The organism is Pseudomonas sp. DrBHI1, from assembly GCF_002205115.1.
Taxonomy (GTDB): domain Bacteria; phylum Pseudomonadota; class Gammaproteobacteria; order Pseudomonadales; family Pseudomonadaceae; genus Aquipseudomonas; species Aquipseudomonas mosselii.
The window spans coordinates 1-11,748 of sequence record NZ_NIBE01000022.1; the positions used below are offsets into that span (position 1 = coordinate 1).

General features: G+C 58.6%; 13 protein-coding genes. 4 read left to right on the top strand and 9 right to left on the bottom strand.

What is annotated here, in order from left to right:
- The 3 genes from CC207_RS03620 to CC207_RS03625 form a co-directional block, all read right to left on the bottom strand.
- Window positions 1–211 (bottom strand): transposase (locus CC207_RS03620; RefSeq protein ID WP_178080949.1); only part of this gene is annotated, 211 nt, incomplete at its 3' end.
- Between the two features lie 331 nt (window positions 212–542).
- Window positions 543–788 (bottom strand): hypothetical protein, encoded by a 246-nt coding sequence (locus tag CC207_RS26625; RefSeq protein ID WP_143496055.1) that lies wholly within the window; start codon window positions 786–788, stop codon window positions 543–545.
- Between the two features lie 205 nt (window positions 789–993).
- Window positions 994–1,317: a hypothetical protein gene (locus CC207_RS03625; RefSeq protein ID WP_088851606.1), complete on the bottom strand. Its 324-nt coding sequence runs from the start codon at window positions 1,315–1,317 to the stop codon at window positions 994–996.
- A gap of 159 nt (window positions 1,318–1,476) precedes the next feature.
- Here CC207_RS03625 and CC207_RS03630 point away from each other — a divergent pair, with 159 nt between their 5' ends.
- Window positions 1,477–2,862, top strand: coding sequence for an IS4-like element ISPen1 family transposase (locus CC207_RS03630; RefSeq protein ID WP_088851607.1), 1,386 nt, complete (start codon window positions 1,477–1,479; stop codon window positions 2,860–2,862).
- A gap of 503 nt (window positions 2,863–3,365) precedes the next feature.
- Here CC207_RS03630 and CC207_RS26630 read toward each other — a convergent pair.
- The gene (locus tag CC207_RS26630; protein WP_143496057.1) at window positions 3,366–3,686 is read right to left on the bottom strand and encodes a hypothetical protein; all 321 of its coding nucleotides are present in this window, start codon (window positions 3,684–3,686) and stop codon (window positions 3,366–3,368) included.
- A gap of 131 nt (window positions 3,687–3,817) precedes the next feature.
- Complete coding sequence (locus CC207_RS03640; protein ID WP_088851609.1) at window positions 3,818–4,717, bottom strand: DMT family transporter; 900 nt, start codon at window positions 4,715–4,717, stop codon at window positions 3,818–3,820.
- A 133-nt stretch (window positions 4,718–4,850) separates the two neighbouring features.
- On the opposite strand from CC207_RS03640, the gene CC207_RS03645 reads away from it, so the two are divergent.
- The 3 genes from CC207_RS03645 to CC207_RS03655 all read left to right on the top strand — a co-directional run bounded on the left by CC207_RS03645 (window position 4,851) and on the right by CC207_RS03655 (window position 8,020).
- Entirely contained in the window at window positions 4,851–5,288 is a 438-nt protein-coding gene (locus CC207_RS03645) for an Lrp/AsnC family transcriptional regulator (RefSeq protein ID WP_062360713.1), read from the top strand.
- Window positions 5,289–5,737: 449 nt separating this feature from the next.
- A complete protein-coding gene (locus CC207_RS03650; protein WP_062360711.1) occupies window positions 5,738–7,273 on the top strand; it encodes an NCS1 family nucleobase:cation symporter-1 in 1,536 nt (511 codons plus the stop codon).
- A gap of 18 nt (window positions 7,274–7,291) precedes the next feature.
- Window positions 7,292–8,020, top strand: coding sequence for an aspartate/glutamate racemase family protein (locus CC207_RS03655; RefSeq protein ID WP_088851610.1), 729 nt, complete (start codon window positions 7,292–7,294; stop codon window positions 8,018–8,020).
- Between the two features lie 109 nt (window positions 8,021–8,129).
- On the opposite strand, the gene CC207_RS03660 is transcribed toward CC207_RS03655, so the two are convergent.
- The 4 genes from CC207_RS03660 to CC207_RS03675 form a co-directional block, all read right to left on the bottom strand.
- Window positions 8,130–9,323 carry a D-amino acid dehydrogenase gene (locus tag CC207_RS03660; protein ID WP_028692809.1) on the bottom strand — a complete coding sequence of 398 codons (1,194 nt, stop codon included), beginning with the start codon at window positions 9,321–9,323 and terminating at the stop codon, window positions 8,130–8,132.
- Between the two features lie 45 nt (window positions 9,324–9,368).
- A complete protein-coding gene (locus CC207_RS03665) occupies window positions 9,369–10,031 on the bottom strand; it encodes a hypothetical protein (RefSeq protein WP_062360707.1) in 663 nt (220 codons plus the stop codon).
- 825 nt (window positions 10,032–10,856) lie between these two features.
- Window positions 10,857–11,195: an FKBP-type peptidyl-prolyl cis-trans isomerase gene (locus tag CC207_RS03670; RefSeq protein WP_028692807.1), complete on the bottom strand. Its 339-nt coding sequence runs from the start codon at window positions 11,193–11,195 to the stop codon at window positions 10,857–10,859.
- 73 nt (window positions 11,196–11,268) lie between these two features.
- A complete protein-coding gene (locus tag CC207_RS03675; protein ID WP_028692806.1) occupies window positions 11,269–11,682 on the bottom strand; it encodes a GFA family protein in 414 nt (137 codons plus the stop codon).
- Between the last annotated feature and the right edge of the window lie 66 nt (window positions 11,683–11,748).

Here is an 11,748-nt window from a genome sequence, read left to right on the forward strand (position 1 = left end):
AAGCATCATCAGGAACCAGCAATAGATGCACATGGTTGGTCATCAAGCAATACGCATAGACTTTCACTCCAAAGGCATCCTTCAACTCTCGGAGGTCGGCTAAATACCGTTGAAAGTCTGTATCTTGCGCAAACACAACCTGTCGATTGTGACCCCGCTGGACAATATGATGCGGGTAGTGTGGTAACAGCACTCGCCCACCTCTAGGCATGACGGCGTCCTCCTTGGATCACCTTGACGACTGATGAATCAGGAGAATGACATGACTGCTCGATTCCTTCGCCCCCACAAGGGCCGATATTAGAGTAGGAAAAGTAGATCTGCCTCCTTTTTCTGACATCCTTAAGTACACCACTGCAAAAAAATGGGACATGCAAAAAGTAGACAAATTTAAATTATACACTCTAATCTCGGCCTACCTACATGATGGCTAGATCCCTTCGCCGCCAGGAACCGAAATTAGAGTATGTCTTCTTTTCGGTCTTACTCAAGCTTAGACCCTTGTGGCTCAAGCAATCCGCGCTCGGGAATCATTTCGAAATTTACTTCCTATCACCCCACTTGAAATATGAAGCAACACATATCCCAAGCCACACAGGTACTGCATAAGCTAAAAACCCAGGAAATAATCCGAAAACATCAGACCAACCAAAATTCCACGCACCATGCTCATAATAAATAATTATACCCCCTAAAAAATTTGCCATAACACCTGCAAAGAAAAATAAAACAACTAAATATATAAAAAGCAGCACATAAGCTTGAAACCTCGACTTAGGCTTAATCACTTATAATCTCCCATTGCTTCTAACTTACCGCCTACAACCTCGGACGTCTGAGAAGCCACGGAGGCACCTACCGCCTCGGAATAACTTCCGGCATACTGGAAGAAAGGGGGACGGATTTATTTTCTCTAAGAGCAGTAAAAATATATCTACCCCGTTCCCCGTCCTTTTCCCGCCCGCCCCTTTTTCTTTGCCCTTTTTCCCTGTTTTAGTCGACAGAAAATGATGAAAAATAAAATGAAAACAACTCACCCTCAAGATCGCTAAACTTATAGCGCATCCTATCAAGACCAGAGTCCAATTTTTCTACATTCATATGCATAAGCTGAGTCAACCCTCCACCAAAATCGCGAATCGCAAACTGACTGACATCGAAGAACCTCACACGAACAGCAGCACCCCATACATCTTCAGATTCCGAAATTGATAGAGACAGATCATAGGCCACCCCCTCATCATTCAACTGAACATTAATAGAGTGCAAGCAATTATTAGCAATCAGCATCTCATTCAACTCAGCAACACTAATCATTGTTTATCCTCGTCTGGACCAGCAGAAAAGGGGACAGATTTGAATGGCACTTACTTAACAGCCAACCCTTTGATCCACAAGAAAAAATGAAGAAGGGCTGGCCTTGGTCTACGGTGATAGTTGCGAACACACACCATTAAGCCAAGGACGCAGCCCAGAATGGATCGTAGACGTCAAATCCTGCAGCATCAACAGCAGCGTTTCCGCCACCATGCTTCGACCAGTGACGCTCAGGCATTTTTCGATCTCCTCATGGCCCCCGAACTGCTAAAGCGTGTCGAGTCATTGTTGCCAGCACATCGAGAGCGCCTATTCCCACCGACTGAAACGCTCTCGATGTTCCTGGCTCAAGCAATGAATGCTGATCGCTCCTGCCAGCAGGCGGTCATTGACTTTTCCATCAAGCGATCCTGCAACGGTATGAAGCCCAACAGCACTCGTACAGACGCCTTCTGCAGAGCCAGGCAGCGCCTACCGGTGGAAATGGTCTCAACACTGGTTCGTCACACGGCTTCATCGATCAGTGATCAAGCCCCCTCGTCGTGGCGTTGGAGGGGACGGCCCGTGCGTCTTGTTGATGGAACAACCGTTTCGATGCCCGACACGGCTGCCAATCAGGTTGCATATCCACAATCACGGGGGCAGAAGGTCGGCCTGGGTTTCCCACTCTGCCGAATGGTTGGCATTGTCTGTCTATGTAGCGGTGCTGTTCTGGACGCGGCTTTGGGGCGCTTCAGAGGTAAAGGTGGTGATGAACAGACCCTGCTCAGGTCAATGCTCAATGTGCTGAAAACAGGCGATATTCTGTTGGGTGATGCGTATTACGCCACCTACTTTCTGTTGTGTGAGCTGCAGCGAAGGGGCGTCGATGGGGTGTTTGAGCAGTACGGAGCGCGACGGCGCAGTACGGATTTTGCTTTAGGGCAACGTCTCGGATCGGAAGACCATTTGATCGAGCTGAAAAAGCCTGGATGCAGGCCGCCCTGGATGAGCATGGCGCAGTATGAACAGGCGCCGGAGAGGCTGACGGTGAGAGAGCTGAAGGCCGGTGGAAAGATCCTGGTGACAATGTTGCAATGCCCAAAGCAAACACCCAAATCAGCCCTCAGGTCGCTCTACAAAGGGCGCTGGCATGTCGAACTGGATTTACGAAACCTGAAGGCAACGTTGGGACTGGGAAAACTGAGTTGCAAAACACCAGGGATGGCCGTCAAGGAGCTGTGGGTCTATCTGCTGGCACACAACCTGATCCGAATGCTCATGTCACAATCGGCGTTAATGGCCGACTGCTTGCCCCGCGAACTGAGTTTCAAGCACAGCCTCCAGCTATGGCTGGCGCTACGACAGCGCAGCTACGGCGAGGGGGAGGATCGGTTGGCAGATTTGCTGATGCTGATTGCTCAAAGGCGTGTAGGCAACCGGCCTGGTCGTGTCGAGCCTCGGGCGATAAAGCGAAGGCCTCAGGCCTACCCCTTGCTGACCAAACCACGTCGATCAGCAAGGGCAGATATCAGGAAACATGGGCATCCGAAGCATGTTAAGTAAGTGCCATTCAAATCTGTCCCCTTTTCGCTCTTTCGCTATTGAGCCCATCATCCAACGTCACCAGACCTTAACTTAAAAATAATAGATTTTTGATCCGCACTTCTAAACACCAATGTGCCGGAAAAATAATACGCCATCAAACTAACCGCATCAGGATTCTTCGTCCTCGCCCTCATTAGCTCTTTCAAAACCAACGAAGTACTTAGTCGGCGCGAAAACAAACGACCTACAAACTGCCTTATAGTATTACCCCCCCACTTTCCAAAAGCTCCCTCATCAACTGCACCTGCTGCCGCTCTGCCAAATGTATTCGTGTGGCGACAGCAGCAGCGAGGCGAACATTAAAAACCATAAGATCACGAACAACCTGTAACTTTTCATCCTCTGAAATCGATCTAACTTCGCAACACAGCTCATTTTCGTCGCGCGAGTTCCTATTGATCGATAACCTGGCGATCAGCTCTTCAACTTGCTTACTCCTCGACTGCCCATTCATATTCCGTTCACTCATACATTTTAAAAATATCTTGCGGCAATTTGACGACCGGCGCAGCACCCGCAGGAGGTTGATAATGCCCAGAATGATTATCCCAATTCTTCAAGCCTCCTTTTTGTGAGAAATGGATCTGCCCTGCAAAATCGACATCCCCTCCTTTCGACAATGAGAGATGACCTGAAACCACATTATCCCTTGGGGGGGCTATATAAATTTTTCCGTCCACCTGAATAAAATCATACTTTCCTTTAGGTGTACGCATACCACCTGCAAGAGTACCAGGCCTGCGGCCAGGAAGCGGGTAGGAAGGGGCATGGGGCGTGTCCATCACTTAAAGCCGAGCGCATCACTGCGAAATAGTCGCGCAGGGTACTAGAGGACAGCAGTGCTATCAATAAGCCACCTTTCCCCTGTATTGCCGGATAAGTTCTCTACGCCGGGAAGCCGCCCGTCATTGCTTTACTGTTGTCGCGCAGGCTTGCCGGCAGGCCGGAACCACCACCCCTGCTGCATGCCGGCAGCAGCGAGCAGAATCAGCCCGACTCCCAACCACTGCAATGCTGCCAGGCGATGGTCGAAGGCCAGCCAGTCGACCAGGATCGCGGCGATCGGGTAGATGAACGACAGCGCTCCGGTCAACGCCGTTGGCAGGCGCTGGATGGCGCTGTACAGCAGCACGTACATCAACCCCGTATGCAAGATGCCCAGCGTGACCAGGCTGCCAAGCGCCGGCAGTTCACCCGGCAGCCCGCCCAGTTGCACCCAGGGCGCCAGCAGCAGGACGCCGGTGCTCACCTGGATCAAGGCAATGAGGTGCGGCGGCGTGCCGGCCAGGCGCTTGATGATCAGCGCCGCCACGGCATACAGAAACGCCGCACCCAGTGCCAGGGCGATGCCCTGCAGGTACTCGCCACCACTGGCCTGCCCCGCGCCGTGAGCGCTGACGATAGCCAGCATGCCGAGGAACGCCACGCTCAGCCAGGTCAGCTTGGCCACGGTGATCTTCTCGCCCAGGAACAGCGCCGCCAGCCCCACCAGCATGAACGGCTGGACGTTGTACACCGCGGTGCCGATGGCGATCGATGCCCGCGAGTAGGAGGCGAACAGCAGTACCCAGTTGCCGACGATCGCCCCCCCGCTGGCCACCGCCAGCAGGAAGGTGACGCGGGTCAGCACGCCCGGTTTGAGAAAGCCCATGGCCGCGCAGATCAGCAGCAAGGTGCCGGCGCCGAACACGCAGCGCCAGAACACCACCTCCAGCACCGGCTGCCCGGACACAAGCACGAACCAGCCAATGGTCCCGGAGATCAGCATGGCGGCGATCATTTCCAGCGAACCACGGCGCAGCGAATTGTCCATCTCACACCTCCTGTCGACGATGGGCACAGTATGCGGAGGGTCGAGGACGACCTTCCAGCGGATAACCAAGGCATATCGGTGCTCTCGCCTTTACTATCAAGGCATTTATTGAAAATCACCTAACGAGGCTGCCATGACCGATACCATCGACCAGTTGCTGATCAACGCCCTGATGGAAGACTCGCGCCGCTCGCTCAAGGCCTTGGCGCAGATCAGCGGCCTGTCGGCGCCCAGCGTCAGCGAGCGTCTGCGCCGCCTGGAGGAGCGCGGCGTGCTGCGCGGCTATACGGTGGAGGTTGACCCGCGCTGTTTCGGCTACCAGTTGCAGGCCATCGTGCGCATTCGCCCGTTGCCGGGGCAGTTGCAGGAGGTGGAACGGCAAATCATCGCCATTCCCGAGTTCACCGAATGCGACAAGGTTACCGGCGATGATTGTTTCATTGCCCGCCTGCATGTGCGCTCGATGGAGCAGCTGGACACGCTGCTCGACCGCCTCAACGTGCTGGCCGAGACCAATACGGCAATCATCAAGAAAACGCCGGTGAAGCGGCGGCTGCCGCCCATGGCATGAGGCCAAGTACCCGAGAAAAACTTGTACACAAGAATGTCACCATAAGTGCCATTTTTGTGTGCACTCTCCACGGGTAACGCCCCATTAGGTTACACACTTCGTTTAACTAAATTTGACTAAACGATCAGCTAATTGGTTGTGTGAAAAATATAACCTGTTCATTTGGTCAACTTATAGTTCCAATATTTCATCTACTTAACTTTCAAACAGATAGATTCAAAATAGTAGCCGCCTGAAAGCGTATTGATCGCTGGCATGGAACTGGCTTTTGTGTGCTTGTGTTTTGTATACAAGTTTTACGAAACATAAATACACAAGAACCCGCAGCGTCGCCCCGTCGGCGACCGTTGCGCCCAGAACCCAGTGATGCCAACGCCTGCACCGACGAGATGGCGAGCCCGTGCGCCAGCGCCCGCTCATCGCAGTCACACGCATCAGGAGCCACCGGAATGAGTAGCAGCCTCCCCCTTGCCCCTGAACTTTCCGTTGCCAGCCCCCATCCCTCGACCACGACCCTCGAAGGCCACCCGGCCGATCTCGAGCTGAGCCCTCGCCTGCACAACCGCGACCTCGCCCCGACCAAACTGGCCGGCCGCCGCTGGGGCGGCTACAGCATCTTCGCGCTGTGGACCAACGACGTGCACAACATCGCCAACTACTCCTTCGCCATGGGGCTGTTCGCCCTCGGCCTGGGTGGCTGGCAGATCCTGCTGTCGCTGGCGATCGGCGCGGCGCTGGTGTACTTCTTCATGAACCTGTCCGGTTACATGGGGCAGAAGACCGGCGTGCCGTTCCCGGTGATCAGCCGCATCGCCTTCGGCATCCATGGCGCGCAGATCCCGGCGCTGATCCGCGCGGTGATCGCCATCGCCTGGTTCGGCATCCAGACCTACCTGGCCTCGGTGGTGCTGCGGGTGCTGTTGACCGCCGTGTGGCCGCAGGTGGCCGCCTATGACCACGACAGCATCCTCGGTCTGTCGAGCCTGGGCTGGGTGTGCTTCGTGGCGATCTGGCTGGTGCAGTTGGTGATCCTCGCCTACGGCATGGAGATGGTGCGCCGCTACGAGGCCTTCGCCGGCCCGGTGATCCTGCTGACCGTGGCGAGCCTGGCGGTGTTCATGTACTTCAAGGCCGATGCGCGCATCGCCTGGTCGGTCGCCGAGCCCCTGAGCGGCTACGAGATGTGGCGCAACATCTTCGCCGGCGGCGCGCTGTGGCTGGCGATCTACGGCACCCTGGTGCTCAACTTCTGCGACTTCGCCCGCTCCTCGCCGTGCCGTAAAACCATCCGCGTCGGCAACTTCTGGGGCCTGCCGGTGAACATCCTGGTGTTCGCGGCGATCACCGTGGTGCTGTGCGGCGCGCAGTTCCAGATCAACGGCCAGGTCATCGACAGCCCGACGCAAATCGTCGCCAGCATCCCCAACACCGCGTTCCTGGTGCTGGGCTGTCTGGCGTTCCTGATCGTCACCGTGGCGGTGAACATCATGGCCAACTTCGTCGCCCCGGCCTTCGTGCTCAGCAACCTGGCGCCGCGCCACCTGAACTTCCGCCGCGCCGGGCTGATCAGCGCCACCCTGGCGGTGCTGATCCTGCCGTGGAACCTGTACAACAGCCCGCTGGTGATCGTGTACTTCCTCTCCGGCCTGGGCGCCCTGCTCGGCCCGCTGTACGGCGTGATCATGGCCGACTACTGGCTGCTGCGTAAGGGCCGTATCAACGTGCCCGAGCTGTACAGCGAGAGTCCCGCCGGCGCCTACCACTACACCCGCGGCATCAACCTGCGCGCCGTGGCCGCGTTTATCCCGGCCGCGCTGCTGGCGATCATCCTGGCCCTGGTACCCAACTTCCACGGTATCGCGCCGTTCTCCTGGCTGATCGGTGCCGGTATCGCCGCCGCCGTCTACCTGCTGATTGCGCCACGCCACCGCCAATACCTCGATGTCAGCGGCGAATGCATCGCCGTCGACCACAGCAGCCACTGAATTTCAGGGAGATCCGTCATGCGTATTCTGATCGCCAACGTCAACACCACCGAAGCCATCACCGAAGCCATTGCCGAGCAAGCGCGCAGCGTGGCCGCGCCCGGTACCGAGATCGTCGGCCTGACCCCGTGGTTCGGCGCCGAGTCGGTGGAGGGCAACTTCGAGAGCTACCTGGCCGCCATCGCGGTGATGGACCGGGTGCTGGCCTACGACCAGCCCTTCGATGCCGTGATCCAGGCCGGCTATGGCGAGCATGGCCGGGAAGGCCTACAGGAACTGCTGGACGTGCCGGTGGTGGACATCACCGATGCCGCCGCCAGCACCGCCATGTACCTGGGTCACGCCTACTCGGTGGTGACCACCCTGGACCGCACCGTGCCGTTGATCGAGGACCGCCTGAAACTGTCCGGGCTGTACGAGCGCTGCGCCTCGGTGCGCGCCAGCGGACTGGCGGTGCTGGAGCTGGAAAGCGACCCACGGCATGCGGTGGAAGCCATCGTCGAGCAGGCCGAACGGGCTGTGCGCGAGGACAAGGCCGAAGTGATCTGCCTGGGTTGCGGCGGCATGGCCGGGCTCGACGAGCAGATCCGCCAGCGCACCGGGGTGCCGGTGGTGGACGGCGTGAGCGCTGCGGTGACCATTGCCGAATCGCTGGTGAGGCTGGGGTTGAGCACCTCCAAGGTGCGCACCTACGCCACGCCGCGGGCGAAGAAGGTGGTGGGCTGGCCGATGCGTTTCGGTCGCTGATTGACCAGTAGCGCCCGTCGCAGGGCAAGCCCACTCCCCTGGCGTCAAAAGCAACCCGTGGGAGCGGCGATGCGGCGACCCGACTTGCCCCGCGATGAGGCCAACAAGGTCAGCGCAACAGCCTCGCCAGCCGCTCGCCACTGCCACACGCCAAGGTGAACCCCAGTGCACCATGCCCCAGGTTCAGCCACAGGTTGCGATACCGTGTGGCACCAATGATCGGCACCCCGGTCGGCGTCGCCGGCCGCATACCCGCCCATTCCACTGCCTGCCCGTAGTCGGCGGCCTCGGGCAAGGTTTCCCGGGCCAGCCTCCGCATGCTCGCGAGCCTGCCGACATCCACCGACTCGTCGTAACCGACGATGTCCACCATAGCCGCCACACGCAGCTGATCCTCCAGCCGGGCATAGACGATCTTGCATTCGTAGTCGGTGATACTTACCTCGGGTGCCCGATGCGCGGCGCCGACCGGCGCGGTCAGGCTATAGCCTTTCAAGGGATAGACCGGCAAATTCAAGCCCGGCAAAGCCAGGCCGGCGCTACGGTGCCCGGCGCTGAGCACCAGGCGCTGCACGTCCAGCTGTTCGTTGCCCATCTCAAGGGCCAGCACCTGATCATCGTGCGCAATCAGCCGTGTCACCGGCCGCCCCAATAGCAACCGGCATTGCCCGGATGCCTCCAGGCGCTCGGCCAGGCGCAGGCAGAAACGGTGGCAATCGGCGACCTCTTCGTCCGGGGTGAACACGCCGCCAACGAACGGTGCCTCGCAAAGCGCCGGGTCGAGCTCGCGCAGTTCGGCGGCATCCAGTGTTCGCTGGCTGTGGGGATCAAGCAGGTGTTGGCGCCCGCGGTCGAATGCACGCTGGGTACGAAATGCAACCAGCTTGCCGTTGCGCCGCCAGGCGAAATCATCAAGGCCGTCCTGCTCGCGCCAGCGCTGTAACGCCGCCTGGCTTTCGAGCGCCAGGCTCAGCAACTGAGCAGCATTACGGCGATTGACGGAGGTGCGGCACGCCATGACGAAAGCCGCCAGCCACCGCCACTGCGCAGGGTCCAGACGCAACCGAAGGCGCAATGGCGAGTCCCCCTGCAACAACCAGCCAAGCGCCTGCCACGGTACTCCGGCATCGGCCAGAGGCGCCACATAACGATACGAAAGCTGTCCACCGTTGGCGAAGCTGGTGGCGCTGGCCAGGCTGTCACGGGCTTCGACCAGGTCGACCTGCCAACCGTCGCGCACCAGCGCATAAGCCGTCGCCAGGCCGACCACCCCGCCGCCGATCACTGTCACCCGCTGGTTCATGCGTCCATTCCCGTCCAGGCCTTATGGCCAGACAGTAACAGCAGGTCAGGTCGGACAGCCAGGCTCACCGTGATCGAGCCCCTGACGCACGCTACGGCTGAGCAGGGTAGCCTTGCCCTCGCGCCAGGTCAGCGTGAGCACGTACAAGGTATCGAAGTCGTCGCGATGCCAGTCTTCGGTGAGCACCCGCTCCTCCCCCAGGGCCTTGCCGGCCACGGTGTTGATCAATTCCGGGAGGTAACCGCGGGACCAGGCGGTGTAGACTGTGGCATTGCGGTACTTGCTACTGAGCAATTCGTCAGCCAGATCGTCGGTGTCGTTGGCGCCATAGTCGATGTTCACCGGCAAGCCGAGGCGAATGGCGCTGGGACTGATGGTCATCAACGGGCGGATATAGCTGTAGCGCTCATCCTGGCTACCTTCTTCGACCCCCCGCGAAGGGTTGGCGGCGAATACGTAATCAGCCTTGCCGAAGCGCTCGGGCAACAAGGTGGCGAGATCCAGGGCGCGATTGAGCCCCTGGCAGTTCAGCTGTCCCAATCCTTCGCCGGGCTTCTCGGCATGGCGCAGGAAGACCAGCGTCTGGGTGCCATCCACGGGTTGCGCACGGCTCTCGACCACGGCCAAGGCCAATGGCACGGCCGCAGCGGCGAGCGTCAGGCTCAACAACAGGTGACGACGACGGCGAAGGAAGGTGGGCAGCTTCATCTGGGGCGGACTCTTGTGGCCAGGGTACTGGGTTGCCACGCCACATGGTCCCGCAGCCTTGGCGGCGGGCCGTCCCTGTTGTGAATGCCATCCGTGGCAGCGAGTGAGGGTCAGAGTGCCCTCGACCCGTTTGGTTCCTCCCTGGGCGCACAGGCCGTTCCATCGACAAAGGCCACGTTAATGCATGTGTGTTGCTGAATTATTGCTCGTGGCTCAATCGTCGCGGGTCAGCACAGTTTCGGTCTATCGCAGGACCGGTGAGCCCCAAAGGCTTGAGTCAAAGCGTTGGGAGAGCAACGTCACGTCGCATCCTTGTAGCGGTCTCTGAATACAATCAGGCATACACCCAGCACGATAGCGAAAGACTTCCACAGCACCACATCAACACCAGTGAGCGTTTCACGGTGCAAGAACAGCATACCGAGCCCCCCATAGTGAGAAGACTCACGCCAAGCCAGGTACGCAGCCGGGGTGACCTCAACCAGCGATCAATGGCAAAGCCTATGAACAGCGACAGGGCGATCTGAACAGGATCCTCGTACATTGGGGGCTCTCACTCTGTGGCATGCGGAGCATCTCCTCCGTAAGGCTCTGGACAACGATCCAAATGAGCTTGGGACGATAGCTCCGGACATGCCTCTCAAGGCACCAATTGACGTCTGACATTCAAGTGGGAAATTTCCCAAATCAAACAATTAGTATCGCGGCGCCAGGTTTTCATGATCCGGTTTCTTTGCATGGCGCACATTGATGGACTGGATGACCTCGATTTTCTGCCATTTGTTCAACGGGTAGAAGCGCATTGACCATACCGAAGGCCGCATCTCAGTCTTCCCGGGTCAGCACTTCCAGCAGCTCGATCTCGAAGGTGAGGTCCGAATTCGGTGGAATCGAACCGACCGAGCGCTCGCCATAGCCCAGGTGCGCCGGGACCAGCAGCTTGCGCTTGCCGCCCACGCGCATGCCCATCAAGCCTTGATCCCAGCCCTTGATCACCCGGCCGGTGCCGATCACGCACTGGAACGGCTTGCCGCGCGACCAGGACGAATCGAACTCGCTGCCATCGGCCAGGGTGCCGCGGTACTGGGTGGTGATCAGCGCGCCCTTGACCACGGCCTTGCCGTCGCCTTCCTGTAGATCGATGACTTGCAACTCACTGCTCATGGCAGGTTCCTCGAGACGGTTTTGGTGGGCGCCCTTTTCTCAGGAATGCGTGGGTTTGGCAAGGCGGGTCGGCTCAGGACGGGGCGAACTGTTCGAAGATCTGTTGGCCGGTGAGGTCCTTGGTTTCGTTCTTGAAGCAGTACCAGGCGGGCTTTTCGTCGATGAAGATCTGCTCGGTGAAGGTCCAGTTTGCCTTACCGTCGAGCAGGCCGACTGGTACGACATAGAGGTTGCTCTCTTTCAGGCGGTAGAACAGGTGCGTGCCGCACTGGCCGCAGAAGCCGCGCTGGGCCCAGGGGGAGGAATCATAGACGCTCGGGGTTGAGCCTTCGAACTGCGGGGGTTCGGCGCAATGGACGGCCAGCAGTGGGCCGCCGGTCCATTTGCGGCACATGCTGCAGTGGCAGGCGCTGACGTGGTTGTTATCGACCTTGACGGTCAGTTTGGTGGCTTGGCATAGGCAGGTGCCTTGGTTTTCCTGGGGCATGGGGGGCTCCTTGCTGTTGTTTTTGGGAGTTGGAGTATAGGTGGTGGGTTCGGGTTCGGGTTCGGG

Bases quoted from the DNA above. Each gene is read 5' to 3' on its own strand.
- CC207_RS03625 (WP_088851606.1), bottom strand. From the start codon at position 1,317: ATGATTAGTGTTGCTGAGTTGAATGAGATGCTGATTGCTAATAATTGC.
- CC207_RS03645 (WP_062360713.1), top strand. From the start codon at position 4,851: ATGACCGATACCATCGACCAGTTGCTGATCAACGCCCTGATGGAAGAC.
- CC207_RS03640 (WP_088851609.1), bottom strand. From the start codon at position 4,717: ATGGACAATTCGCTGCGCCGTGGTTCGCTGGAAATGATCGCCGCCATG.
- CC207_RS26630 (WP_143496057.1), bottom strand. From the start codon at position 3,686: ATGGACACGCCCCATGCCCCTTCCTACCCGCTTCCTGGCCGCAGGCCT.
- CC207_RS03670 (WP_028692807.1), bottom strand. From the start codon at position 11,195: ATGAGCAGTGAGTTGCAAGTCATCGATCTACAGGAAGGCGACGGCAAG.
- CC207_RS03650 (WP_062360711.1), top strand. From the start codon at position 5,738: ATGAGTAGCAGCCTCCCCCTTGCCCCTGAACTTTCCGTTGCCAGCCCC.
- CC207_RS03630 (WP_088851607.1), top strand. From the start codon at position 1,477: ATGGATCGTAGACGTCAAATCCTGCAGCATCAACAGCAGCGTTTCCGC.
- CC207_RS03675 (WP_028692806.1), bottom strand. From the start codon at position 11,682: ATGCCCCAGGAAAACCAAGGCACCTGCCTATGCCAAGCCACCAAACTG.
- CC207_RS03660 (WP_028692809.1), bottom strand. From the start codon at position 9,323: ATGAACCAGCGGGTGACAGTGATCGGCGGCGGGGTGGTCGGCCTGGCG.
- CC207_RS03665 (WP_062360707.1), bottom strand. From the start codon at position 10,031: ATGAAGCTGCCCACCTTCCTTCGCCGTCGTCGTCACCTGTTGTTGAGC.
- CC207_RS03655 (WP_088851610.1), top strand. From the start codon at position 7,292: ATGCGTATTCTGATCGCCAACGTCAACACCACCGAAGCCATCACCGAA.